Annotated in this window: 24 protein-coding genes, 2 tRNA genes and 1 other RNA gene; 22 read left to right on the top strand and 5 right to left on the bottom strand. The window is 41.4% G+C overall.

Features of this window, described 5'->3' with window-relative positions:
- Positions 1-689 precede the first annotated feature (689 nt).
- The 14 genes from cydA (at position 690) to C5469_RS17160 (ending at position 10,029) form a co-directional block, all read left to right on the top strand.
- Positions 690-2,258 carry a cytochrome ubiquinol oxidase subunit I gene (cydA, locus tag C5469_RS17225; RefSeq protein ID WP_166309331.1) on the top strand — a complete coding sequence of 523 codons (1,569 nt, stop codon included), beginning with the start codon at positions 690-692 and terminating at the stop codon, positions 2,256-2,258.
- Between the two features lie 15 nt (positions 2,259-2,273).
- Positions 2,274-3,413: a cytochrome d ubiquinol oxidase subunit II gene (gene cydB / locus C5469_RS17220; RefSeq protein WP_166309328.1), complete on the top strand. Its 1,140-nt coding sequence runs from the start codon at positions 2,274-2,276 to the stop codon at positions 3,411-3,413.
- A 12-nt stretch (positions 3,414-3,425) separates the two neighbouring features.
- Complete coding sequence (gene cydX, locus C5469_RS17215; RefSeq protein ID WP_166309325.1) at positions 3,426-3,542, top strand: cytochrome bd-I oxidase subunit CydX; 117 nt, start codon at positions 3,426-3,428, stop codon at positions 3,540-3,542.
- Complete coding sequence (ybgE, locus tag C5469_RS17210) at positions 3,542-3,853, top strand: cyd operon protein YbgE (RefSeq protein ID WP_166309322.1); 312 nt, start codon at positions 3,542-3,544, stop codon at positions 3,851-3,853. The genes cydX and ybgE overlap by 1 nt, the downstream gene beginning before the upstream one ends.
- A gap of 194 nt (positions 3,854-4,047) precedes the next feature.
- Entirely contained in the window at positions 4,048-4,452 is a 405-nt protein-coding gene (gene ybgC, locus C5469_RS17205) for a tol-pal system-associated acyl-CoA thioesterase (RefSeq protein ID WP_166309319.1), read from the top strand.
- A complete protein-coding gene (gene tolQ / locus C5469_RS17200) occupies positions 4,449-5,144 on the top strand; it encodes a Tol-Pal system protein TolQ (protein WP_054481037.1) in 696 nt (231 codons plus the stop codon). Before ybgC ends, tolQ begins: the two co-directional genes overlap by 4 nt.
- A 14-nt stretch (positions 5,145-5,158) precedes the next feature.
- The gene (gene tolR, locus C5469_RS17195; RefSeq protein WP_015835089.1) at positions 5,159-5,584 is read left to right on the top strand and encodes a colicin uptake protein TolR; all 426 of its coding nucleotides are present in this window, start codon (positions 5,159-5,161) and stop codon (positions 5,582-5,584) included.
- 46 nt (positions 5,585-5,630) lie between these two features.
- On the top strand, positions 5,631-6,647 hold the full coding sequence (gene tolA, locus C5469_RS17190) for a cell envelope integrity protein TolA (protein ID WP_166309316.1): 1,017 nt from the start codon (positions 5,631-5,633) through the stop codon (positions 6,645-6,647).
- Positions 6,648-6,904: 257 nt separating this feature from the next.
- Positions 6,905-8,197 (top strand): Tol-Pal system beta propeller repeat protein TolB, encoded by a 1,293-nt coding sequence (gene tolB / locus C5469_RS17185; protein WP_166309313.1) that lies wholly within the window; start codon positions 6,905-6,907, stop codon positions 8,195-8,197.
- A 42-nt stretch (positions 8,198-8,239) separates the two neighbouring features.
- On the top strand, positions 8,240-8,740 hold the full coding sequence (pal, locus tag C5469_RS17180) for a peptidoglycan-associated lipoprotein Pal (protein ID WP_036774414.1): 501 nt from the start codon (positions 8,240-8,242) through the stop codon (positions 8,738-8,740).
- 9 nt (positions 8,741-8,749) lie between these two features.
- Positions 8,750-9,517 (top strand): cell division protein CpoB, encoded by a 768-nt coding sequence (cpoB, locus tag C5469_RS17175; RefSeq protein ID WP_166309310.1) that lies wholly within the window; start codon positions 8,750-8,752, stop codon positions 9,515-9,517.
- Between the two features lie 147 nt (positions 9,518-9,664).
- A tRNA-Lys gene (locus C5469_RS17170) sits at positions 9,665-9,740 on the top strand.
- 36 nt (positions 9,741-9,776) lie between these two features.
- A tRNA-Lys gene (locus tag C5469_RS17165) sits at positions 9,777-9,852 on the top strand.
- A 43-nt stretch (positions 9,853-9,895) separates the two neighbouring features.
- Positions 9,896-10,029, top strand: a non-coding RNA gene (locus C5469_RS17160) — RtT sRNA.
- A gap of 153 nt (positions 10,030-10,182) precedes the next feature.
- Here C5469_RS17160 and C5469_RS17155 read toward each other — a convergent pair.
- Positions 10,183-11,034 (bottom strand): aminoglycoside 6-adenylyltransferase, encoded by an 852-nt coding sequence (locus C5469_RS17155; protein ID WP_166309306.1) that lies wholly within the window; start codon positions 11,032-11,034, stop codon positions 10,183-10,185.
- A 410-nt stretch (positions 11,035-11,444) separates the two neighbouring features.
- Between C5469_RS17155 and C5469_RS17145 the strand changes: the two genes are divergently transcribed.
- The 6 genes from C5469_RS17145 to aroG all read left to right on the top strand — a co-directional run bounded on the left by C5469_RS17145 (position 11,445) and on the right by aroG (position 18,367).
- Positions 11,445-11,591: a hypothetical protein gene (locus C5469_RS17145; protein WP_166309303.1), complete on the top strand. Its 147-nt coding sequence runs from the start codon at positions 11,445-11,447 to the stop codon at positions 11,589-11,591.
- Positions 11,592-11,839: 248 nt separating this feature from the next.
- Entirely contained in the window at positions 11,840-12,796 is a 957-nt protein-coding gene (locus tag C5469_RS17140) for a phage tail protein (RefSeq protein WP_166309300.1), read from the top strand.
- Positions 12,797-13,409: 613 nt separating this feature from the next.
- Positions 13,410-14,324: a phage tail protein gene (locus tag C5469_RS17135; protein ID WP_166309297.1), complete on the top strand. Its 915-nt coding sequence runs from the start codon at positions 13,410-13,412 to the stop codon at positions 14,322-14,324.
- 783 nt (positions 14,325-15,107) lie between these two features.
- Positions 15,108-16,148, top strand: a complete 1,041-nt coding sequence (gene nadA / locus C5469_RS17130) for a quinolinate synthase NadA (RefSeq protein WP_166309294.1) — start codon at positions 15,108-15,110, stop codon at positions 16,146-16,148.
- Between the two features lie 180 nt (positions 16,149-16,328).
- A complete protein-coding gene (gene pnuC / locus C5469_RS17125) occupies positions 16,329-17,054 on the top strand; it encodes a nicotinamide riboside transporter PnuC (protein ID WP_166309291.1) in 726 nt (241 codons plus the stop codon).
- Between the two features lie 260 nt (positions 17,055-17,314).
- Positions 17,315-18,367 carry a 3-deoxy-7-phosphoheptulonate synthase AroG gene (aroG, locus tag C5469_RS17120; RefSeq protein ID WP_166309288.1) on the top strand — a complete coding sequence of 351 codons (1,053 nt, stop codon included), beginning with the start codon at positions 17,315-17,317 and terminating at the stop codon, positions 18,365-18,367.
- Between the two features lie 95 nt (positions 18,368-18,462).
- Here aroG and gpmA read toward each other — a convergent pair whose 3' ends face one another.
- The 4 genes from gpmA to modE all read right to left on the bottom strand — a co-directional run bounded on the left by gpmA (position 18,463) and on the right by modE (position 22,758).
- Positions 18,463-19,215: a 2,3-diphosphoglycerate-dependent phosphoglycerate mutase gene (gpmA, locus tag C5469_RS17115; RefSeq protein ID WP_166309285.1), complete on the bottom strand. Its 753-nt coding sequence runs from the start codon at positions 19,213-19,215 to the stop codon at positions 18,463-18,465.
- Positions 19,216-19,388: 173 nt separating this feature from the next.
- A complete protein-coding gene (locus C5469_RS17110; RefSeq protein WP_166309282.1) occupies positions 19,389-20,216 on the bottom strand; it encodes a CPBP family intramembrane glutamic endopeptidase in 828 nt (275 codons plus the stop codon).
- A gap of 172 nt (positions 20,217-20,388) precedes the next feature.
- On the bottom strand, positions 20,389-21,879 hold the full coding sequence (gene modF / locus C5469_RS17105; protein ID WP_166309279.1) for a molybdate ABC transporter ATP-binding protein ModF: 1,491 nt from the start codon (positions 21,877-21,879) through the stop codon (positions 20,389-20,391).
- Between the two features lie 87 nt (positions 21,880-21,966).
- Positions 21,967-22,758 carry a molybdenum-dependent transcriptional regulator gene (gene modE / locus C5469_RS17100; RefSeq protein WP_166309276.1) on the bottom strand — a complete coding sequence of 264 codons (792 nt, stop codon included), beginning with the start codon at positions 22,756-22,758 and terminating at the stop codon, positions 21,967-21,969.
- 183 nt (positions 22,759-22,941) lie between these two features.
- On the opposite strand from modE, the gene C5469_RS17095 reads away from it, so the two are divergent.
- Positions 22,942-23,076 (top strand): AcrZ family multidrug efflux pump-associated protein, encoded by a 135-nt coding sequence (locus C5469_RS17095; protein ID WP_072161774.1) that lies wholly within the window; start codon positions 22,942-22,944, stop codon positions 23,074-23,076.
- Between the two features lie 248 nt (positions 23,077-23,324).
- Complete coding sequence (modA, locus tag C5469_RS17090; RefSeq protein ID WP_166309273.1) at positions 23,325-24,095, top strand: molybdate ABC transporter substrate-binding protein; 771 nt, start codon at positions 23,325-23,327, stop codon at positions 24,093-24,095.

Raw genomic sequence — 24,095 nt, 5'->3', positions numbered from 1 at the left:
TACGCGCAGTTTTTCTGTTGTGTAAAATATTTTTACACAATTATTGTTGGGCTATGTAACTTAAGATACTAAGTCGTTTCACTCAGTTTGAAGAGATCTATTGTAAGAGGGAAGTTTAGTTCTCGAGCTGCGTGTCATTATGTTATCTGAGTGACAGCCAAACAGTGGCGCTTTCACTGCCAATGTAACGCTAATAATAATATTTTCTTAAGGATGAAAATAGAAAGTTAATTTTAAAAGTCATTTCACAGCAATATAGAAATCAATATTTATCTAAATAAACAAATTATTAACAATATGCCAACCAAAATGAAATAATAGACAAAGTAGTTAACACTAACCAGAAATAAGTGACTAAAATCAGGTTATTACCTATAGCATTATTTTTTAAATTTGCTTAAATTGATCTTGATCAAATTCTTTTCCATTAAGCAATAACCGAAATTGTTGATCCATATTCGGAATTCTAATTTGAATCACGTAAAACCTATTTATTGTATGGGAATATAAGCGTACTATACTATTAGTCTAATTATGTTTTTAATTCACTTGGTAATGAGTTGTTATTTTAGAGGCATTTATTGCTGGTAGTTATAAGGCTTTTGTCTTAGCGCCTTGAAATTAAGGTTCTTATTACAAAGCCTGGTTGCTGCAAGTCGATGCCTTTCTGCTAGGAGCAAGGAGTCAAGATGTTTGATATTGTCGAACTGTCACGATTACAGTTTGCCTTAACTGCAATGTATCACTTCCTGTTCGTTCCACTAACGCTCGGTATGGCGTTTTTGCTGGCGATTATGGAAACGGTATATGTGCTTTCCGGTAAACAAATTTACAAAGATATGACAAAATTCTGGGGCAAGTTATTTGGTATTAACTTTGCTCTGGGTGTTGCAACAGGGTTGACCATGGAGTTTCAGTTTGGAACTAACTGGTCATACTTCTCTCATTACGTCGGTGACATTTTTGGTGCCCCTCTGGCAATCGAAGGTCTGATGGCGTTCTTTCTGGAATCCACATTCGTAGGTTTGTTCTTCTTCGGTTGGGATCGTCTCAGTAAAAAGCAGCACTTGGCAGTAACCTGGTTGGTTGCATTAGGATCTAACTTTTCCGCACTTTGGATTCTGGTGGCTAACGGTTGGATGCAAAACCCGATTGCTTCTGATTTCAACTTTGAAACCATGCGTATGGAAATGGTGAGTTTCTCTGAACTGGTACTGAACCCGGTTGCTCAGGTGAAATTTGTGCATACCGTTGCGGCAGGTTATGTGACGGGAGCTATCTTTGTTCTTGGTGTCAGCTCTTACTACTTGCTTAAAGGCCGTGATATTCCATTCGCTAAACGTTCATTTGCAATTGCCGCAAGTTTTGGTATTGCCGCTGTGCTGTCCGTTATTGTGCTGGGTGACGAATCTGGTTACGAAATGGGGGACGTACAGAAAACTAAGCTGGCGGCAATTGAAGCCGAATGGGAAACTCAGCCCCCGCCAGCTGCCTTTACACTGATAGGTATCCCGGATCAGGACAAAATGGAAAATAAATATGCAATCCAGATCCCTTATCTTATGGGGTTGATTGCTACCCGTTCCGTTGATACCCCGGTAATTGGTTTGCGTGATCTCATGGATCAGCATGAGCTGCGGATTCGTAATGGTATAAAAGCTTATGCATTGTTAGAAGAATTGCGTGAAGGTAATACAGACCCGACGGTTCGTACTGCATTCAATGAAAACAAACAAGACCTTGGGTATGGCATGTTGCTGAAACGCTATACCAGCAAAGTGACTGATGCCAGCGAAGAGCAAATCAAAGCTGCTGCGAAAGATTCCATTCCTCGCGTTGCTCCACTGTATTTTGCATTCCGCATTATGGTTGCAGCCGGTTTCCTGATGTTACTGTTGATTGGTCTGGCATTCTGGAGTGTTATCCGTGGCCGTATTGGTAAGCAAAAATGGTTACTGCGCGTAGCGCTGTACAGTATCCCACTGCCATGGATCGCCATAGAGGCTGGTTGGTTTGTTGCTGAATATGGCCGTCAGCCTTGGGCAATTGGCGAGGTTTTGCCAACTGCTGTAGCGAGTTCTAACCTGGCAGCCAGCGATATCCTATTCTCGATGGCACTGATTTGTGGTCTTTACACCTTGTTCCTGATCGCAGAAATGTTTTTGATGTTCAAATTCGCACGTCGTGGTCCAAGCAGTCTGAATACTGGCCGTTACCACTTTGAACAGAAAACAACTTCAGCATATGATGCTCAGTAAAACGGGAGTCCACTTATGTTTGATTATGAAGTATTACGATTTATATGGTGGCTGCTGATTGGTGTGTTGCTAATCGGTTTTGCAGTAACTGATGGTTTTGACATGGGGGTAGGCATCCTGTTACGGATCATTGGTAAAAATGATACTGAGCGCCGCATCATGATTAACTCAGTGGCACCACACTGGGATGGTAATCAGGTTTGGCTAATTACTGCCGGTGGAGCACTGTTTGCAGCATGGCCAATGGTTTATGCCGCTGCGTTTTCAGGCTTCTATGTTGCCATGATTCTGGTGTTATCCGCATTATTCTTTCGCCCGGTTGGTTTTGATTACCGTTCAAAACTGGAAAGTCGCAAGTGGCGTAACATGTGGGATTGGGCAATATTTGTTGGCAGTTTTGTGCCGCCATTGGTTATCGGTGTCGCATTCGGGAACCTGTTGCAAGGCGTGCCGTTTAACGTTGATTCCCAGTTACGTTTGTTCTATGCCGGCTCCTTTTTTGGATTGCTGAACCCGTATGGCCTATTGGCGGGGGTGATCAGCCTGATGATGATTGTGACTCAGGGCGCAACTTATCTGCAAATGCGTACTACCGGTGAGCTGCGTCTACGCTCTCGTGTGGCAACATATATATGTGCGCTGGTGACTATGGTGGCTTTCCTGTTAGCAGGTGTATGGCTGATTTATGGTATCGATGGTTATGTTGTGACGGGTGGTCTGGATACTATGGCTCAGTCTAATCCGTTACATAAAGAAGTTTCCCATCAGGCTGGTGCCTGGTTGACTAACTTCAATAATTATTCGTGGTTGTGGGCTTTACCAGCCTTGGGTGTTGTCTCTCCTTTGCTGACTATGCTGATGACCCGTATGAATAAAGCGGGATGGGCTTTCCTGTTCTCTTCACTGACAGTTGCTTGCATCATTTTGACCTGCGGCGTGACGATGTTCCCATTTGTGATGCCATCAATCATCGATCCTAATGTCAGCCTGACAATGTGGGACGCGACTTCAAGCTTGATGACACTGCGCGTTATGTTTGTGGTTGCATTGATTTTTGTGCCAATCATTCTGGGGTATACCATTTGGTGTTACTACAAAATGTTCGGGCGGTTGGACAAAAGTTTTATTGAAAATAATAAACACTCACTGTACTAAGGAGCATAGAGCATGTGGTATTTTGCTTGGATTCTCGGAACACTCTTGGCTTGTAGTTTCGCTATAATTGCTGCTTTAGCACTTGAACATAGTGAAGCAGAAAAAACTGCTGAAAATGGCGAAAAGTAATGTTGATGGATAAAGGCTCTGTAAAGGGCCTTATCCTTATTCTGGCATTAGTGCTTGCTTCTTGTGTATTTTGGGGGCCAGCATGTTTTGCAGCCAATACTAGCTCATTGCACATTTGGCAAGGTATTTTGCTGATATGGGCTGTATGCACAGGTGTTACTTTCGGGATAGGTTTTCGTCCAAGAAGTATCGTCTGGCGTATCTTTTTCTGCCCTCTGCCGGCATTTTTAATTTTGATTTGGGGCTTATACCCAATAGATTTCAAGATGCATCGCGACGGCCAGGGAGCGAATCCCCGGGAGCATAGATAACTCTGTGACCGGGGTGAGTGAGTGCCGCCAACAAAGAGGCAACTTGAAAGATAACAGGTATATCAACTCTTCTGTTAGCCAGCTCTGCATATTATGGGTTATTTAGCCCATAAAATTTTTATTGGCACATTATTCCAAAGCCGCATTGTCTTGAGTATAGTGGCAGCGTTAATTCGCCTTATATAGGATTGAAAGTGAGTAATACGTTATTCCGTTGGCCCGTCCGTGTTTATTACGAAGATACAGATGCTGGTGGGGTAGTTTATAACGCCCGTTATGTTGCCTTTTATGAAAGAGCACGTACAGAGATGCTACGCCAGCATGGCATTCATCAACTGCATTTACTTGATGAACAAATTGCATTTGTTGTTCGGCGGATAGTGGTTGATTACCATGCTCCGGCCCGGCTTGATGATCTGTTGGAGGTTCAGAGTGAAATTACGGATATTCGTAGAGCATCTTTGACATTTATTCAACGGATTGTTGATAGTAACGGAAAAGTTCTTAACAGCGCAGAAGTGTTAGTTGCTTGCGTGAATACCTCTCAAATGAAGCCGATTGCGTTTCCAAAGTCTATTGTCTCGGAGTTTAAGCAGTGACTGACATGAATATTCTTGATTTATTCCTGAAGGCGGGCCTTTTGGTACAGCTGATCATGCTTATTTTGATCTGCTTTTCCATTGCTTCATGGGCAATCATTATTCAAAGGACCAAAATTCTCAATGCTGCAACTCGTGAAGCGGAAGCATTTGAGGACAAATTCTGGTCGGGTATTGAATTATCACGCTTGTATAAGGAAAGTCAGTCGCGTCGAGATTCATTAGGTGGAACGGAACAAATCTTTTATTCTGGTTTCAAAGAATTTGCCCGTTTGCACCATGCAAATAATCATGTACCAGAAGCGGTGGTAACAGGGGCTTCACGTGCAATGCGTATTTCTATGAACCGTGAATTAGAAACGTTGGAAAGCCATATTCCATTCTTGGGTACGGTTGGCTCAATAAGCCCATATATCGGTTTGTTTGGTACGGTTTGGGGAATTATGCATGCATTTATCGCGTTAGGTGCGGTAAAACAGGCCACTCTTCAGATGGTAGCACCGGGTATTGCGGAAGCGTTGATTGCAACGGCGATTGGTCTGTTTGCGGCGATTCCGGCAGTTATGGCATACAACCGCCTGAATCAACGTGTTAATAAGCTGGAGCAAAATTACGATAACTTTATGGAAGAGTTTCTGGCTATTTTGCATCGTCAAGCTTTCGCTGTTGAAAATAAAGCTGAGAACAAATAGTAAGGGGAGAGGCTATGGCGCGTACTCGTAGTCGCAAGCGTGAGCTGAAATCCGAAATCAATATCGTTCCCTTACTGGACGTGTTGCTGGTTCTATTGCTTATTTTTATGGCAACAGCACCGATTATCACTCAAAGCGTAGAAGTTGATCTACCCGATGCGGTAGATTCCAAAACGGTTTCCAGTTCGGACAACCCACCGGTAATAGTGGAAGTTTCTGGTGTTGGTCAGTACACCATGGTGGTTAACCATGAACGATTGGAATTATTACCTGAGCCGCAGATTATTGCAGAAGCACAGGCGCGGATAAAAGAGAACCCGAAGACCGTTTTTTTGATTGGTGGTTCAAAAGAGGTGCCTTACGATGAGATTATTAAGGCATTGAATATGTTGCATCGGGCAGGTGTGAAATCCGTTGGCTTAATGACTCAGCCTATCTGAGTTTGGCCGGAATTATTGCTGTCATTTAAAGTTTTGGATATCGAGCGTGGGAAAGACAAGCGAACAAAACAATAAGCTAAATCGCGCCGTTATCGTTTCGGTTGTATTACATATCATTTTGATAGGGTTGCTTATTTGGGGTTCCCTGACGCAAAAAACCGAAATGGGCGGCGGCGGACAGGATGGTTCTGTTATTGATGCTGTTATGGTCGATCCGAATGCGGTAGTACAACAGTACAATCAGCAACAGCAACAACAGGCTGATGCTAAACGTGCAGAAGAGTTACGCAAGAAGAAAGCGGAGCAGCAAGCAACTGAATTAAGAGAAAAACAGGCGGAAGAGCAGGAGCGTCTGAAAGCGGTAGAAGAAGAACGAATTAAAGCGCAACAGGCTGCGGCAGAACAGAAAAAGCAAGCTGAGGAAGCAGCGAAAAAAGCCCGTGAAGAGCAAAAACTGGCAGAAGAAGCGGCGGCCAAAGCTAAAGCTGAAAAAGAAAGGCTGATTAAAGAGCAGTCTGAAATGCAGGAGAAAGCCGAGGCTGAAGCTAAAAAAGAAGCTGAAGCGGCTGTGGCTAAACAAAAAGCGGCAGAAGAAGCAAAAGCTAAGGCGGAAGCAGATGCAAAGGCTAAAGTCAAGGCCGAAGCTGACGCCAAGAAAAAAGCGGCTGCGCAAGCCGCTAAACAGACAAGTGAAGTTGATGACTTACTGGGTGGCTTAACTTCCAATGCACCGAAACAGCAAGGAGGGGCTTCTGCTGCAGGTAAAGGTGGCGGCAAGAAAAGTGGCGCTTCAAATGCCGACATTAATAACTATCTGGGGCAGATCCAGATAGCGATACAGAATAAGTTTTACGATCCAAGCATGTATCGTGGGCGTACCTGTACATTACGGATTAAACTTGCTCCTGATGGCTTGTTAATTGATGTAAAGTCAGAGGGGGGTGATCAGGCGTTGTGTCAAGCGGCGGTAGCGGCGGCTAAACAAGCGAAAATTCCGAAACCGCCAAGCAAAGAGGTTTACGAAGCGTTTAAAAACGCGCCGCTTGATTTCAAACCTCAATAAGGTTGTTATTGAGAGATTATTAATAACAAACAAAACCATTCAATGTGATTAAGCTATACCCTATGGATTTCAAGATGCTTCGCGACGGCAAGGGAGTGAATCCCCGGGAGCATAGCTAACTATGTGGCCGGGGTGAACGAGTGCAGCCAACAAAGAGGCAACTTGAAAGATAACGGGTATATCTAGTTTTGTTTGTTGACGTTTGTTAATATTCTGCGAATTATTGCGACTATTCCATCGTGATAAGGGAGAGATTAATGAGGCAGGCTTTTAAAGTAGTACTAGGCATTTTAATGTTGTGGGCCACGGTTGCTTACGCAGAAGTTCGTATCGAGATCACCCAAGGTGTCGATTCTGCACGTCCTATTGGCGTTGTACCCTTTAAATGGACTGGAGCGGGTAATGCACCGGAAGAGATTGGGGTGATCGTTGGGGCCGATCTTCGCAACAGCGGTAAATTTAACCCTATTGATGCTAGCCGTATGCCACAGCAACCAACGACGGCATCTGAGGTGACACCTGCTGCGTGGTCGGCGTTGGGGATTGATGCTGTTGTTGTTGGGCAGATCCAACCAAGTGCGGATGGTGGTTTTTTAATCTCTTATCAATTGGTTGATACTGCGAGTGCTCCGGGTACGGTGCTTGCTCAGGATCAATTTAAAGTGACCAAACAGTGGTTGCGTTATGCGGCGCATACAGCCAGTGATCAAGTATTTGAAAAACTGACGGGCATCAAAGGCGCATTCCGTACTCGTCTGGCTTACATTGTAAAGACTAATGGCGGTAAATATCCGTATGAACTGCGTGTATCTGATTACGATGGTTACAACCAGTTCACTGTTCACCGTTCGCCAGAACCGTTGATGTCACCGGCATGGTCTCCTGATGGCGCTAAACTGGCTTATGTGACATTTGAAAGTGGACGTTCTGCCTTGGTTATCCAGACCTTGGCGAGTGGTGAGGTACGTCAGATTGCTTCATTCCCGCGTCATAATGGAGCACCTGCATTTTCGCCTGATGGCAGCAAACTGGCCTTTGCTCTGTCTAAATCGGGTAGTTTGAATCTTTACGTGATGGATTTGGGTTCAGCTCAGATCCGTCAGGTTACGGATGGTCGCAGTAACAATACTGAGCCAAGTTGGATGCCGGATAACCAGACATTGGTTTATACCTCTGATCAGGGTGGCCGTCCGCAGTTATATAAAGTCAATATTAATGGCGGTGCTCCGCAGCGCCTCACTTGGGAAGGCACACAAAACCAGGATGCTGATGTTAGTGCAGATGGTAGTTTTGTGTTGATGGTCAGCTCAGAGAGTGGTAAGCAGCACATTGCTAAACAAGATCTGGCAACGGGGTCCGTTCAAATTTTGACGGATACGTTCCTGGATGAAACGCCGAGTATCGCACCTAACGGCACTATGGTGATTTATAGCTCCACCCAAGGGTTGGGGACTGTATTGCAGCTAGTTTCGACTGACGGGCGTTTCAAAGCGCGTCTTCCGGCAACCGATGGACAGGTAAAATTCCCTGCCTGGTCGCCGTATCTGTGATGCATAATAATATGTATGGCAAACTTTAAAAGGATCAAAGAGATGCAACTGAACAAAGTGCTAAAAGGGCTGATGTTAGCTTTACCAGTTATGGCCGTAGCAGCGTGTAGTTCTAACAAGAATGCTGATAACGATCAGACTGGTGTAGGCACTGTTAACGAAACTAATGCGGGTCTGTCAGCAGAGGAATTAGCTCGTCAGCAAATGCAAGAGCTGCAAAACAACAACATCGTATATTTTGGTTTTGACAAATACGACATCAGCTCAGATTTTTCTCAGCTGTTAGACGCTCACGCAGCATTCCTGCGCAGCAACCCATCTTATAAAGTTGTTGTAGAAGGCCATGCTGACGAACGTGGTACTCCAGAGTACAACATCGCATTAGGTGAACGCCGTGCTAATGCAGTAAAAATGTACCTGCAAGGTAAAGGCGTTTCCGGTGAGCAAATCTCTATCGTCTCTTACGGTAAAGAAAAACCTGCTGTACTGGGTCACGACGAAGCAGCTTATGCTAAAAACCGTCGCGCAGTACTGGCATATTAAGAGTAGTTCATGAACAGTAACTTCAGACATCATTTTTTGGGTCTGTCGTTACTGGTTGGCGTAGCGGTTCCTTGGGCCGCTATTGCCCAAGCGCCAATCAGTAATGTCGGCTCAGGTTCTACCGATGAGCGCCTTACCCAATTAGAGCGTATTTCCAACGCTCACAGCCAACTGTTAACTCAGCTTCAGCAACAACTCGCCGATTCTCAGCGTGATATTGACATGCTCCGTGGTCAGATTCAGGAGAACCAGTATCAGCTTAATCAAGTTATAGAGCGGCAGAAAGATATTTATCAGCAACTAGAAGGCGTTACTGGTTCCTCAGACAGTAAACCTACGGCGGCCCCTCCTTCTTCAACTGCAAGTAATAGTAGCAATCGAGCATCTTCATCTGTCAGCACTGGCAGCGAGAAAGGCGATTATGATGCAGCTGTTCACTTGGCAGTGAATACCAAAGAATATGATAAAGCGATTGTTTCTTTTCAGAGCTTTGTAAAGAATTACCCGAAGTCGAGTTATATACCTAATGCTAATTATTGGTTAGGTCAACTTCACTATAACAAGGGTAAGAAAGACGAAGCTGCTTACTACTTTGCTACGGTAGTAAAAGAGCATCCGAAGTCACAGAAGAGTGGTGAATCGCTTTACAAAGTTGGTTTAATCATGCAGGACAAGGGACAGAAGGATAAAGCGAGATCTGTTTACCAGCAGGTTATGAAGCAATATCCTGGTTCGAACGCAGCTAAATTGGCTGAAAAAAAGCTTTCTACGCTGTAATTATTGGCCCCGGAAGGGCGTATTAACACGTTTTCGGGGTTGATTGAGTGTTTAGTAAGCATTTAAACGTAATTTGAAAAAATAATCGTTGCGTTGTTCTGAGAAATCAGTAATATATGCCGCCGTTGCCGAGAGAAGTCACAAGATGGGTCGTTAGCTCAGTCGGTAGAGCAGTTGACTTTTAATCAATTGGTCGCAGGTTCGAATCCTGCACGACCCACCATCTCGAAGCTCCATTCAAAAACAAATTTCCCCAGATGGGTCGTTAGCTCAGTCGGTAGAGCAGTTGACTTTTAATCAATTGGTCGCAGGTTCGAATCCTGCACGACCCACCATCTTAAAGCTTCATTCAAAAACAGATTCCCCTGAATAGATTGTTAGCACAGCTGGTAGAGTAGTTGACTTTTAATCAATGGGTCGCAGGTTCGAGCCGAGCGAAGCGAGACAACAGCGCGTAAAGCGCTGGCCCGAAGGGCGAGGCCATAGGCCGAGTCATCCTGCACGACCCACCATCTTAAAGCTTCGGTCAAAAACAAATTCTCCTAGATGGGTCGTTAGTTCAGTCGGTAGAGCAGTTGATTTTTAATTAATGGTCGCAGGCTCGAGCCGAGCGAAGCGAGACAACAACGCGCTCAGTAGTTTTATACTCCTTACTACCTTAAAGCTTACTTCCCAATAACTTGCATAATATGCTTCCTGACTTTACTGGGTAACTCACTATCGAACTCAAACCCCTTCATTTCTGCCACTTCAGTAGAAATCTCCGTATAAAGCTCTGTGGTTTCCAGCAATGCTCGTATCGCTTCTTCTTTGCCATAACTGCCAAAAATCCCTTGAATACGCTTGCTGAACTTCTCAGGTAACCACTCATGCAAATGATGGCCGTTGTACCAGACATTCGTTTTTCCATCACTTTTTATCGAGACGTACCACTCCATCATTGCCAGCAATGATTCTTTCATCTCATTATCCCTCATTCTTGCAGGCCATAAATCACCACGAGCGATATAAACAGGCACTTGTGTTGCCTCAAACCAGAACTCGCGCAGGTTTTCATTAAATTCTGCTGATGATGGAATATGTGGTTTAGTCAATTGGTGAGTGATTTCAGGAAGCCCGTTTGTAAGGCCAGTCTTATCAAGGAGGACCTTATAGCCGCGTTGATAGAGTTCATCCAAGCCTCTCTGTTTCATATCTTTCAGGCGTTTGACACTTGCCAGGGTGAAATCCACCTTACGACCGCCACTAAAAACGACCAGACAAGTTGGCCAATCTGGTTCACCCTCTTTTTCATTAGCCAGATGCAATGCAACCATAACGTCACCTAACGGTTTAAACCATAAATCGTTGCCTGTTAATTCATCTGTTCCCGAACCAATCAGTTCTATATCTAGATCTGAGAATTTATCTACACGTGTGTTTCTGGCACGGGAACCAGTTTGGATAACTGTATCAATACGGGGATCGTTATGGGCAAAAGTCAGGATTTTTTCCAGAAGGATTATTGGGTCTTCCATTATATGAAGTTCCTATTTCACTTTAGTGATGATTGATGAGTAAGCTTAATCTCATCAATTAGCAGGTAATGTAATAACTTATAACAGGTAAAATACTCCGCGACAAATTGTTATAAATTGGTTATTTTGTTTAGTATATAAAACAAAATTGCGTGGATTTTTTGATAAGCAGCCGGTTCCATGAGGCGTTTTTTGCCTCATCAAACCAAGCCCTTGGTGGTTGTTTTGCATCTGGGTGTTTTTCTCAGAATGTTTTCAATGATGCAATGGATATTATTTTCATCACAGTCACCTTAATCCCGTCATGGGACTGTGGCAAGTATTATATCGCTTAACTGCGGTTGTTTTATGGGTGGAATATATCAACTGTAATATCACAAGCTATAGAGTAGGTATGGAATGAGGTGTGTATGATGGTATCTCAGCACTCTCATTTACCGACACGTTTTCAGAACTGGCAACTTAAGGGTATCGATAATAACAATGCGCGTGTTTTCTACAAAGATAGGGAATCCTATGATATTCCTGAGCATTGCCGCTTAGATGTTTTTGTCTAAATGCCAGAATATTCAGTTTGGAATTTAAAATAGAAAAAGTTACAGGATGAAATATAAAGAGTGAAATAAAAATAATTTCCAGATGTTAAATATAAATTTTTAGGGTATTTTTTTTGATTCAAAAATATTGAAAAAAATTCTTTTTCTGGACTAGACTTTGATTAGTGTGAATTGCAATGAAGACTATTTTTATAATAGTTTAATATATTGATTATAAGATAACATTGTTTAATTTAAGGAGAAAGTGCATGAGTCACAAGAATGATTTTAAAGCTTTTTCTATTAGTGATAATGCGAATATAATTAGTCAAGAAATATATGAAGAAAGTAAGGGTTTACTGACTGGATTTCCACCAAATACTATTTCAATCGATTTATTAAATAAAGTTCTTCGCCAGTCATCAATTATATCATCTGTGGTAGCTGATTTCATCGCTACACAATCTAGCGATAATATTCTAGATGATGGTGATATAATTAAACTCACAGCCCAATTAAACAGAGCGTTAGAACAAAAAATCACAGCAGAAGTTCCAAATGCTTCATTAACACAGAAAGGTATTGTTCAGCTTACAGATGTAGTGGGCAATAGTGATACATTGGTTGTCACTCAAAAGCTAGCCCAGGAAATAATAAATTCATTGCGTGAAAATATTAATGATAGAGTGCCCAATAGCCGAAAGGTGAATGGGAAAACATTGTCAACTGACATTAGTCTAGAGGCTGGGGATATAGATGCATATACCAAGGCAGAAGTTAATAATCTGATCAATGCAGTTAATAATATTCCTGTGGGAGTTCCTATTCCCTGGCCTACAGCTATACCACCAGCTGGGTGGCTGCAATGTAACGGAGCAGAGTTCGATAAAACAGCTTACCCTCAATTAGCGGCAGCGTATCCTACAGGAAAATTACCTGACCTGCGCGGAGAATTTATTCGTGGTTGGGATGATAGCCGAGGTGTTGATAGTGGTCGTATTATTTTAAGCGCACAGACTGACAACACAAAAAGAATACAACTTTCTCAAGGGAATGAGAGAGGAAAATACCTTTCTAATTATCAAGGACCTCTAGATGGATACCAATACCCGCTCGGTAGGGATGTTACAGGCTACGCAACTGTTACATCAATTGCTAACAATACAAGCGGTCATGAAACCCGTCCCCGCAATGTCGCATTTAATTACATAGTGAGGGCTGCGTAATAGCTGAACAGAAATACTCTTTGAAAGCTAGAAATAGAAAAAGCCGCTTTGTTTGAATGGAAAAAAATATCGGGTATTACTGAGCAGAGCAGATATTTTACAAGCTTCCGGTATTGAATGGCTGGATAAACTGAGGCAGTAACAAAGCCGGTTAACCCGGCTTTATCTTTTTAGATTTTGAGGTGTGCTGGCTAGGGAAACTTGTTAGGATTACGATAGGTTAAGACCCACACATAAAGTTATTTACGAGCTTGTTCTTTGAATTGCTTGCGAAATTTTTCTATGAGATAACAGGAATAAGAGAAAAATAATTTACAGATATTAAATATAAATTAAGGATGTATTTTAGATTCTCAAATGTTTAACTATTTATACCCAATAGATTTCAAGTTGCAGTGCGGTGGCAAGTGAACGTAGCCAACAAAGCAGCAGCTTGAAAGATGAAGGGTATATTACTGCCAATGATACAAAAACGGTTAACCTTATAAGTAATAAGAACACTCTATTGTTATTTTTCTGAACTAGACTGTGATTGATATGAATTATTGAAGTGTTTTTTCAATATTTCAATATGTTGATTATAAAAGAGTGTTATTTAATTTAAGGAGTGTATATGAGTTCTAAAAATGATTTTAAGGCTTTTTCTATTAGTGATAATGCGAATGTAGTCAGTCAAGAAAAATATGAAGGAAACCAGAGCTTGCAGACTGGATTTCCTCCAGATAATATTTCCACACACTTGTTAAATAAGGTGTTACGTCAGTCATCAACCATATCCTCTGTTGTCGCTGATTTTATCGCGACACGATCTGGCAATGATGTTATTGATGATGGAAATATAGCCAAGCTGACCGCTCAATTAAATAAAGCATTAGAACAAAAAATTACAACAGATATTCCCAGTGCTTCATTAACCCAAAAAGGTGTTGTTCAGCTGACAAATGTGATGGGTAATAGTGACACATTGGCAGTGACGCAACAGCTCGTTCAGAAAGAAATAAATTCATTACGTGAGTATACTTATCCCCGTGAAGAGATAGATAACCGGATTAAATCTACCAGTGAAATTCCTGCTGGTTCCCCTATTCCGTGGCCGTTGTCCTATCCACCTATTGGTTATTTCATTTGTAATGGTTCACCTTTTAATAAATTACAATATCCGAAGTTGGCGGAGGCTTATCCTAGCGGTAGATTACCTGATTTAAGAGGAGAATTTATCCGCGGATGGGATGATAATCGAGGCGTTGATAGTGGTCGTGGGCTTTTGTCTTGGCAGGGAGATGCAATCAGAAATATTACAGGGACAACTCAAGCTGTACATGCTCAGATGGCTGGCCTTCCCCAGACGCCTATTGTGAATGGGGTCATGGCATCGTTGCGATATGGTACGCGAGAAACACGTTCAGCAAATAGCGGTAGTAGTACTGATCTTACATTTTTTGACATTGATGCATCAAGACAAGTCCCAACTGCTCACGAAAATAGGCCCCGTAATATCGCGTTTAACTACGTTGTAAGGGCGGCATAATTTTAGTGGCCAAAGCAACTTGAAGTAAGAATAAAGCTGGTTAGTCCGGCTTTATTTTTTTATTCTGAAAACAGAGAAAGGGTAATGTGCCATTATATGCCATGTTTAGCTTTGTGAATACTAAGTCGTATTCTATTAAATCATTTGTTTGAAGATCTAATTGTTTTATGAAAAAATTTAAAACGTTATTAGAGCCAGTTATTTTTGAAAATAAATTTTCTGATTAACTTATTTATATTTTTATTTGTTTTTATGTATGGAACATAAGTATTAATAAAATTGATTTTTGTTTGTTATTTTTTTACTGATGGTTTTATAATGGGTATATTTAAAACTATTATGAAAAGTCATTTTTTAACTTCTGAATTTAATTGATATAAATTTTTAACCGTTATTTTTACCACTTTTTTCGTCTGCATTTTATTAAACTTAATCATCATCATGCCATATTAACTGTTTTATCCATTTTTTTATTGTGCTATTTTTTATGGTTTGCTTCGTAAAATAACAGCGAGAAAACTCTAAAATATTGTGCTTTTCAAAGAATATTATTTTTTATATCGATTTGTTTTCAACTCTTTGGCAATGGTTAATGAGTTTCGATTGCGTGTAATTATAAAAAGTGCATTTGTTGAGTTAAATCTGCTACAAATAAAATATTTTGCGATAAATGACTATAAATCGGTCATTTTGTTTAGTATATTAAACAAAATTGAGAGTATTTTCGGACTAAAAACCAAAGTTATCGATTTTGAAACCATATACTAAACAGAGGCTAAAGTAATGAGTGAGTATATTGATTTTAATTCAACCATTTATCCATTCCCACCGAAGCCCGCTTTTCTCAGTACTGAAGAAAAGAAATACTGCCGTGAGAAAATCAAGCAACTTTTAAGACAGCAGGATGCAGTTATGGTTGCGCACTATTACACCGATCCAGAGATTCAGGCTTTGGCTGAAGAAACCGGAGGATGTGTAGCAGATTCGCTGGAAATGGCACGTTTTGGTAATAACCATCCAGCTTCTACGTTATTAGTGGCCGGTGTCCGATTTATGGGAGAAACCGCCAAAATTCTTAATCCTGAAAAGCGTGTTTTAATGCCAACGTTGGAAGCTGAATGTTCGCTGGATCTGGGTTGCCCTGAAAAAGAGTTTTCCGAGTTTTGTGATAACAATCCTGATCGTACCGTGGTGGTTTATGCAAATACATCAGCTGCAGTTAAGGCACGGGCTGATTGGGTTGTGACTTCAAGTATTGCTGTTGAGCTGATAGATCATTTAGACAGTCAGGGCGAAAAAATAATTTGGGCGCCGGATCGACATTTGGGAAATTATGTCCGTAAGCAAACAGGAGCGGATATTCTTTGTTGGCAGGGGGCATGTATTGTTCATGATGAATTTAAAACTCAGGCTTTGATCAGGATGCAAGGTCTGCATCCCGATGCGGCGGTATTGGTTCATCCTGAATCACCGCAAGCTGTTATTGAGCTGGCTGATGCTGTTGGTTCAACCAGCCAGTTAATTAAATCAGCGCAATCTCTGCCGCATCAGAAACTGATTGTGGCAACAGATAAAGGTATTTTCTATAAAATGCAGCAGGCATGCCCTGAGAAGCAATTATTTGCAGCGCCTACCGCTGGAGAAGGGGCAAGTTGCCGTAGTTGTGCTCATTGCCCGTGGATGGCAATGAATGGCTTACAGTCTATTGTTCGGGGATTGGAGCAGGGGAGAAGTCAGCATGAAATATTTGTTGAAGAAGGATTACGCGAAAAGGCGCTTATTCCTTTAAACAGGATGCTTGATTTTGCAACTCAGTTAAAATGAAAAATCAAATAATGGGTATATACCCAATAGATTTCAATTTGCAGCGCGGCGGCAAGTGAACGCATCCCCAGGAGCATAGATAACGATGTGATTGGGGTAAGTGAAAGCAGCCAACAAAGCAGCAACTTGAAGGATGAAGGATATAATACTTTTCTAAAGATAATAATTGGGACATAACAGATGGATTTCTTCAGTATTAACAATATATTAGTCAATATACCAATAGGTAAGAATGGTTATGATTTATCATGGATTGAAGCAATAGGCACGATTGCTGGTTTGTTATGTATTTGGTTTGCTAGTCAGGAAAAGATAATTAACTATCTGTTTGGATTGATTAATGTTACGTTATTTGCCGTGATTTTTTTCCAGATTCAACTATATGCTAGCTTATTGCTGCAATTGTTTTTCTTTTCTGCAAATATTTATGGTTGGTATGCTTGGAGCCGGATTAATGATCAACAGCAGATTGAACTTAAAATACGCTGGTTAAGCCTAAATAAGACGATAATAATTGGTCTTATTTCTGTGCTATTGATTGCCATTATGACTTTTAATATCGATCAGATATTTGGTTATTTGACTCAGGTTACTATTACGATTATGCAAGGGTTTGGCTTTAATGTTCAAATGCCTGTATTAGAACCTGATGCGTTCCCGTTTTGGGATTCGGTAATGACGGTACTGTCTATTGTGGCAATGATTCTGATGACCCGTAAATATGTTGAAAACTGGCTGGTATGGGTTGTGATCAACGTGATAAGTGTTGTTATCTATTTCCATCAGGGAGTTTTGGCGATGTCGTTGCAGTATGTGGTTCTCACCGGTATTGCCCTGAATGGTTCTCGTTTGTGGATTCAGACAGCGAAGAAAAACCATTCGCAGCCATTATCTCGCGTGGAATAAATTTTTTAAATATGCCAGAGAACTGTTTTATCGATCTCTGGCATATTTTTAGATATTTACTTTGATAATCATCATTTCTGAAGATATTTTAACTAATTAAAATAGGTATAACCATATTTGGCTATATTTTTCTATATCCTATGTTGGATACCGATTTATTTATTCTCCACAAAGAATATTTACAGTTTGGCTTCTAACAGTTAGATTGAAATCACAAGATTGTTTTAGATAAATATACAGCGATATTGGATGAGAGGGTTATGAATTATCAGAATGACGATATAAGGATTAGAGAAATAAAAGAATTATTACCTCCTGTGGCACTACTTGAAAAATTTCCAGCAACTGAAAAGGCTGCATCTACAGTACGTAAGGCCCGCAAAACTATTCATCAGATTCTGGTTGGTGAAGATGATCGTCTGTTAGTTGTGATTGGGCCATGCTCTATTCATGATCCTAAAGCGGCAATGGAATATGCTGAACGACTGAATAAATTGCGTGAAGAACTAAAAGATGATTTGGAAATTGTCATGCGGGTTTATTTTGAAAAACCACGTACGACGATTGGTTGGAAAGGGTTAATTAATGACCCTCATATGAATCATAGTTTTGATATTAATGATGGTTTGCGTTTGGCTCGTCAGCTGTTGCGGGATATCAATGACATGGGGCTACCGGCTGCGGGTGAATATCTGGATATGATTTCTCCACAGTATTTGGCAGATCTGATGAGCTGGGGAGCAATCGGCGCGCGTACAACGGAATCTCAGGTTCATCGTGAGCTGGCTTCAGGTCTTTCTTGCCCGGTCGGTTTTAAAAATGGCACTGATGGTGCAATCAAAGTTGCAATTGATGCTATCAATGCAGCGAGTACACCTCACTGTTTCCTCTCTGTAACTAAGTGGGGACATTCTGCGATTGTGAATACCAGTGGAAACTGCGATTGCCATATTATCCTGCGTGGTGGTAGAGAACCGAACTATAGTTCTGAACATGTTGCTGCGGTGAAGCAAGGTTTGGAAAAAGTAGGTTTGCCAGCAAGAATTATGATTGATTTCAGTCATGCTAATAGTTGCAAACAATTTAAAAAGCAGATGGATGTGAGTTCAAATGTCAGTGAGCAGATCGCAGCAGGAGAGAAAGCGATTATTGGTGTCATGGTGGAAAGCCATTTGGAGGAAGGAAATCAGGACCCAGAGAGTGATCAACCATTGGTATACGGTAAAAGCATTACTGATGCTTGCATTGGCTGGGCTGATACGGAAATTTTATTACGTCAATTGTCGTTGGCGGTGAAAGCGCGTCGTGGCTGATAGTGTTTTTCGAATGTAAAAAAACCGGAATCGACAACTCCGGTTTTTACATTTGCAGAACAAAATACGGCGTCAGCAATTTTATAGGAAATGAATTATTTCGCCTTGCCCTGGTTTGCTACAGCGGCTGCTTTCGCTGCAATTTCATCAGCGTTACCCAGATAGTAATGTTTGATTGGTTTCATGTTTTCATCGAATTCATAAACCAAGGGTACGGCTGTTGGGATGTTCAGCTCAAGAATGGCTTCTTCACTCATGTTGTCCAGATATTTAACCAAAGCACGCAAAGAGTTACCGTGAGCAGCGATAATCACTTTCTCACCTTTAGCAACACGAGGTTTGATGACTTCTTCCCAGTAAGGAATGACACGTTCAATAGTGGTTGCCAGGCTTTCAGTCACGGGTAATTCTTCTGGAGTCAGATTTGAGTAACGTGGGTCGTGACCTGGAAAACGTTCATCATCTTTAGTTAAATCTGGAGGAGTGATAGCAAAACCACGACGCCACAATTTAACTTGATCATCGCCATACTTAGCGGCAGTTTCTGATTTGTCCAGACCTTGCAGGGCACCATAATGACGTTCATTTAGTTTCCAGCTTTTTTCAACAGGTAACCATTGTTGATCAACCTGATCCAAAATGTTCCATAAAGTGTGGATAGCCCGTTTCAGAACAGAGGTGTATGCAAAATCAAAAACGAAACCTTCTTCTTTCAACAGTTGGCCAGCTTGCTGAGCTTCAGCCCGACCTTTTTCAGATAAAGCAACGTCAGTCCAGCCAGTAAAACGGTTTTCTTTATTCCACTCGCTTTCGCCATGTCTTACCAGAACCAGTTTAGTTACAGCCATTAGCTTAAACTCCTATCAATACTTTTTAAAAACCGAACTTAAATGATAACTGAGCGCATTATATTGCCCTATACACTACAACAGCAATCAATAGTCTTGTTCGATAACTTTATTTGCCTGAAAACCTTAATTTTTTACAGATTGGTGAATATATATCGGGTAAATTTGATGTGTTACAACGCTGTCACTAGTTTGATTGGGTAAGTGAACAACAACAAATGAACTAAATTAAGTGTGAAATGGAACCCAACAGCTACCCACAAGCGACCACTCCACATCCAGGCCAGCCCGTATATTAATCCTGCGAGTGTAGCGAAAATCATTAACAATGGACCACCAGCGAAGTGAGCGCCCCCGAAAATTAAGGCAGTGATAATCAGTGCAAAATAGGGATGAATCCACTGACTCAGCCTCTGTTGGATATAACCACGGAATAGCGTTTCTTCTGCCAGAGAAACGAAGAAAATATTTGCCAGAATAAATGCTGGTAACCATTGTGGCATATGCAGTTCAACCGCAAGTCCTCCGAGAGCCGTTGCTACGCTTAATAGTACAGGAATAGCAATAGCTAAGATTATCCATGCATAAGGCCGAACTTTTGCCAGAGGTTTTGTTGTGAATAATCCAGGCATGCAACATAACAGCAGGAAAGGAATGAGTGCCTTATCAAAGTTGAAATACATTGAAAATGGCGCACTATGAGGACCTGCCTGAACTTTATCGAGATATTTCAGGTTATTAAAGCCTGGAATCAGATGCAGGAATAATGCGACACCAAAAGCGAGTAATAGCAGCTCAGTGGTTATTTTGATGACGCTATTTTGCTGAAAATAGATACGTAGTGCACCTAACACAAAAATAATGGCAATAGTGGCAATCGCCGGATAAATCACAGTTTGCGTGACAAATCCGGTAATAACAGCGGCGAGTAGAACAATAAATGCAGCCGTGCGGTGTGTAGCTAATAACGCCAGTGATATGGCAAGTAAACCCCAAATCATATGTTTCCCTTTATTTTCAATATGTTAAAAGAAGAGATCGGAAAGGCAGATCAAAAACTGATAATAGATGTTATTAGTGAGCAAAAAATAATAATGTATGACGGTTAAATTGCGATGCTTTTTTCACTGGTCGGATAAGTATTCCCGTTGATAACAACGGGTAATTCAGGAATCAATCAGAGGTTTTCTCGGTTTTGTAGCGGTATATATCACCATCGGGAATAAATATCAGCCGGTGAGTAATACATTGTGGGGCATCTTCCTGATGATGAGAAACAAACAGGAGTTGAGTATCTCCGTCAGCGATCATGATATCGATGAAACGTAATACTAGCTGACGGTTTAGTGGATCAAGCCCTTGAAGAGGTTCGTCAAGGATCAATAAAGCAGGATGTTTAACCAACGCGCGAGCTATCAGAACCAGCCGTTGTTGTCCCCATGAAAGGCTATGAAAGGGACCGTTAGCAATCTGACCCGATAGCCCCAGTAAGGCTAGCCATTCATTAGCAAGTTGTTGCTGACGATCTGATACTGCCTGATAAAGACCAATTGAATCGAAGAAGCCGGACAGGATTACATTACGAACACTAATGCTAATACGGTATTCTAAATGCATGCTGTTACTGATATAGCCAATATGGCGTTTGATATCCCAAATGGTTTCACCACTACCACGTTGACGGCCAAAAATAATCAGTTCATTACTGTAACCTTGAGGGTGATCGCCTGTAATCAGGCTGAGGAGTGTTGATTTTCCGGCTCCGTTTTGACCAATAATTTGCCAGTGTTCGCCCGGATTTACCTGCCAGTTTAGTCCATATAAAATGGGCTGGTCATTATACTGAACTACACCATTACGTAGAATAATCAAAGGTTGATCAGGTGTTAATCGATCATCAATCCGGAGTTCATCCACTTCTGGCAAATGTATCCCATCAAGTTTTTCACTGTGTACGAGTTGAGCAACCAGTGAGTCTGCCATCACTTTTTCTTTTGTGCCAATAGATGTCAGATGGCAATCTGCTAGTACACCAATCTGATTAACAAAATCGGGAATTTCACTGAATCGGTTAAGAATGAGTACTAAAACGATTCCTTTTGATGACAATATTTCCAGTAATTCAGCAAATTGACCACGGGCAAATGCATCAAGACCATCAAAAGGTTCATCAAGGATGAGTAAATCAGGTGAAGCCATCAGCGCCTGGCAAAGCACTGTTTTTCGGGTTTCACCGGTAGAGAGATATTTAAAACGACGGGAAAGTAAATCCATAATGCCGAACTGTTTTGCCAGTTCCAGACAGAGTTCATTATCTTTATGATGAAGCTGAATAATTTCTGCCGCAGTATGACCGGTATCATCTTCATCGTCACTCAACAGATCAGTGTTGTTGCGTTGCCATTCTTCTTTAATCAGTTTTTGTAATTGTTCAGAAGAGACTCGGATACATGTGTGAAATGAGCAGTTTCGTTCATCAGAAAGTCGTTCACCAGAAAGTTGTACTAATTCATTTGAAAGCGCTCGGGCTAATGATGATTTTCCGCTGCCGTTGGCACCAACAAAAGCCCAGCTTTCGCCGGAGGTAATTTTCAGTGATGGCAATTGTAAGGTACGGGTATCACTTAAACGGAAACAGCCTTGCGTTATTTGCAATTCAGACATCTTTTATTCCTTTTTAAGCAACGCAAATATGTTCTCACAAATAAGCGGAATGACGCTGAATGTCAATATTAACTTTTGATTAACATCTTAGCAAAGAGTTGCAATAATCACTTGATCGGCATTAAAAAGCGCCGTGATTTTATCTTTAGGGTGCAGTTTCAAGTTGTCAGCTTCTTGATTGGACAGAATAGAGCAAAGAGTTTCTCCTCCATCAAGAACGATGATGACTTCTGTATTTTCTTCTCCGGTTTCGATTTGGCTGATTTGGCCTGTCAGAGCATTATCAAAATGGCTGGCAGGGGATTGCTCTTTGGTTAACTTCACCCAAGGCGCTTTAATCAGTGCCAGTACTTCCTTACCTTTTACCAGACTAAGGCGATTGGCACTTTGCTCCGTCAGTGCAGCATTCAGTGATGTTTGACCATCTGCTAGTAATATACAGACATGTTGCTGTACCCGATTGTGGGCACGGTCAGTAATTGTGCCAAAAAATTGATTACGGGCACTGGTTTGCAGAGAAAAACGGGAAATCGCAGCTAATAGGCTATCGAGAGGCAGTTTGTCATCTTTCAGTGCATCAAAGGCTTGCTGTTGAATTTGTACCAATAAATCATAGAGTTGTAGCAGTCTCTCACCATAATCAGTCAGGTTTGCCCCGCCGCCGCCTTTGCCACCAGTAGCTCGGTTTACTAGTATTTCATCTGCTAACTGATTCATTTCATTGATGGCATCCCAGGCGCTTTTATAACTGATACCAGCCAGTTTTGCGCCCTGACTGATAGAACCTGTTGTTTTAATCTGTTTTAGTAATAATATTCGCCGCGGATCGGCGAATAACCGTTGTTGTAATTTCAGTGTTAATAGAATTTCTGCTTGCATAGTCGTTTTTTTCAGGAAATAAAATCGTAAATTTTTATTGGCTAACTCGCAAAAGCGCACATTTAGCCGGTTATAGTTGTTTGTCTTTGTTTAGAATGATATCAATTATAGCGGTATTACTTGCTATGGTTAAAAATGTGTTATGTTGTTGGCTCGTTTTATGAGCCATTATGTGAGGCTATTATGTTTGAATTGATTAAAAGTATGGCTTTCGCCCTGGTCATGGTACCGGTAATGACGGCCGGAATTTTAGGTTTAATTTATGGCTTTGGGGAACTGTTTAATATCATTTCCCGCATTGGTCATTCTGAAAAGTAAAACTAATATTTCTTTGTACACCAGATACGGTTTTAACTGCCCGACGGTTCGTCGGGTAATTTGTTTTAGCTCACCATAATAAGTTCATTTCTATTCGCCTGATTTTGTTATTATAGTATTTTGCTTCAAATTAAATCAGATAGTGAAAGTTGCTCACAATCTGCCGATTAATATTGGGATAGCCTTCCATTTAACGCTATATCTTGTTATATACAACGAACAAATTGGTAATAGCAGGTGGAAAACAAATGAAAAAGAGTTTTGGCAAGCTGTTGATAGGAATCGTTTTTTCTTTTGCTTTAGCATGGCAGGCATGGGCTACGGAAAAAGTAACAGTATTCGCTGCTGCCTCGCTGACCAATGCACTTGATGGTGTTTTGATACAATATAAGCAACAGAAAAAGGGTGAAGTGGTGGCTTCTTATGCATCATCTTCTACTTTGGCTCGTCAGATTGTACAAGGCGCTCCGGCAGATATTTTTATTTCCGCAGATCAACAGTGGATGGATTATGTTTCTGGGAAGGAACTGATTATTAATAAAACCCGTTTTACTATTCTGGGAAATCAATTGGTTCTGATTGCACCGAAAGATAGCAAACTCGATCAAGTTGAAATTAATAAAGAGACAAAATGGAAATCCTTACTAAACGGAGGTCGCCTTGCGGTCGGTGATCCGGATCATGTTCCGGTTGGTATCTATGCTAAAGAATCATTGCAATATTTGAGGGCATGGGAGACGGTTAATCCTCTGCTAGCTCGTACCAGTAATGTGCGCAGTGGTATGGCGTTGGTGGAACGTGCTGAAGCTCCATTGGGTATTGTTTATGGTTCAGATGCAGCTGCTAGTAATAAAGTCAAAGTTGTGGGGATTTTCCCGGAAGAGAGCCACAAACCGATTGAATACCCAATGGCGATTATCAAAGATCATCATAATCCAGTTGTTCTCCGTTTTTATGAATATTTGAAAACCCCTGAAGCCGCGGCAATTTTCAAACGTTACGGTTTTCGTCCACTTTAG

Source organism: Photorhabdus cinerea (assembly GCF_011189575.1).
Lineage (GTDB): Bacteria > Pseudomonadota > Gammaproteobacteria > Enterobacterales > Enterobacteriaceae > Photorhabdus > Photorhabdus cinerea.
This window is presented reverse-complemented; position numbering and strand designations above follow the sequence as displayed.

Bases quoted from the DNA above. Each gene is read 5' to 3' on its own strand.
- cydA (WP_166309331.1), top strand. From the start codon at position 690: ATGTTTGATATTGTCGAACTGTCACGATTACAGTTTGCCTTAACTGCA.
- cydB (WP_166309328.1), top strand. From the start codon at position 2,274: ATGTTTGATTATGAAGTATTACGATTTATATGGTGGCTGCTGATTGGT.
- cydX (WP_166309325.1), top strand. From the start codon at position 3,426: ATGTGGTATTTTGCTTGGATTCTCGGAACACTCTTGGCTTGTAGTTTC.
- ybgE (WP_166309322.1), top strand. From the start codon at position 3,542: ATGTTGATGGATAAAGGCTCTGTAAAGGGCCTTATCCTTATTCTGGCA.
- tolR (WP_015835089.1), top strand. From the start codon at position 5,159: ATGGCGCGTACTCGTAGTCGCAAGCGTGAGCTGAAATCCGAAATCAAT.
- tolB (WP_166309313.1), top strand. From the start codon at position 6,905: ATGAGGCAGGCTTTTAAAGTAGTACTAGGCATTTTAATGTTGTGGGCC.
- pal (WP_036774414.1), top strand. From the start codon at position 8,240: ATGCAACTGAACAAAGTGCTAAAAGGGCTGATGTTAGCTTTACCAGTT.
- cpoB (WP_166309310.1), top strand. From the start codon at position 8,750: ATGAACAGTAACTTCAGACATCATTTTTTGGGTCTGTCGTTACTGGTT.
- C5469_RS17155 (WP_166309306.1), bottom strand. From the start codon at position 11,034: ATGGAAGACCCAATAATCCTTCTGGAAAAAATCCTGACTTTTGCCCAT.
- C5469_RS17145 (WP_166309303.1), top strand. From the start codon at position 11,445: ATGATGGTATCTCAGCACTCTCATTTACCGACACGTTTTCAGAACTGG.
- C5469_RS17140 (WP_166309300.1), top strand. From the start codon at position 11,840: ATGAGTCACAAGAATGATTTTAAAGCTTTTTCTATTAGTGATAATGCG.
- C5469_RS17135 (WP_166309297.1), top strand. From the start codon at position 13,410: ATGAGTTCTAAAAATGATTTTAAGGCTTTTTCTATTAGTGATAATGCG.
- nadA (WP_166309294.1), top strand. From the start codon at position 15,108: ATGAGTGAGTATATTGATTTTAATTCAACCATTTATCCATTCCCACCG.
- pnuC (WP_166309291.1), top strand. From the start codon at position 16,329: ATGGATTTCTTCAGTATTAACAATATATTAGTCAATATACCAATAGGT.
- aroG (WP_166309288.1), top strand. From the start codon at position 17,315: ATGAATTATCAGAATGACGATATAAGGATTAGAGAAATAAAAGAATTA.
- gpmA (WP_166309285.1), bottom strand. From the start codon at position 19,215: ATGGCTGTAACTAAACTGGTTCTGGTAAGACATGGCGAAAGCGAGTGG.
- C5469_RS17110 (WP_166309282.1), bottom strand. From the start codon at position 20,216: ATGATTTGGGGTTTACTTGCCATATCACTGGCGTTATTAGCTACACAC.
- modF (WP_166309279.1), bottom strand. From the start codon at position 21,879: ATGTCTGAATTGCAAATAACGCAAGGCTGTTTCCGTTTAAGTGATACC.
- modE (WP_166309276.1), bottom strand. From the start codon at position 22,758: ATGCAAGCAGAAATTCTATTAACACTGAAATTACAACAACGGTTATTC.
- C5469_RS17095 (WP_072161774.1), top strand. From the start codon at position 22,942: ATGTTTGAATTGATTAAAAGTATGGCTTTCGCCCTGGTCATGGTACCG.
- modA (WP_166309273.1), top strand. From the start codon at position 23,325: ATGAAAAAGAGTTTTGGCAAGCTGTTGATAGGAATCGTTTTTTCTTTT.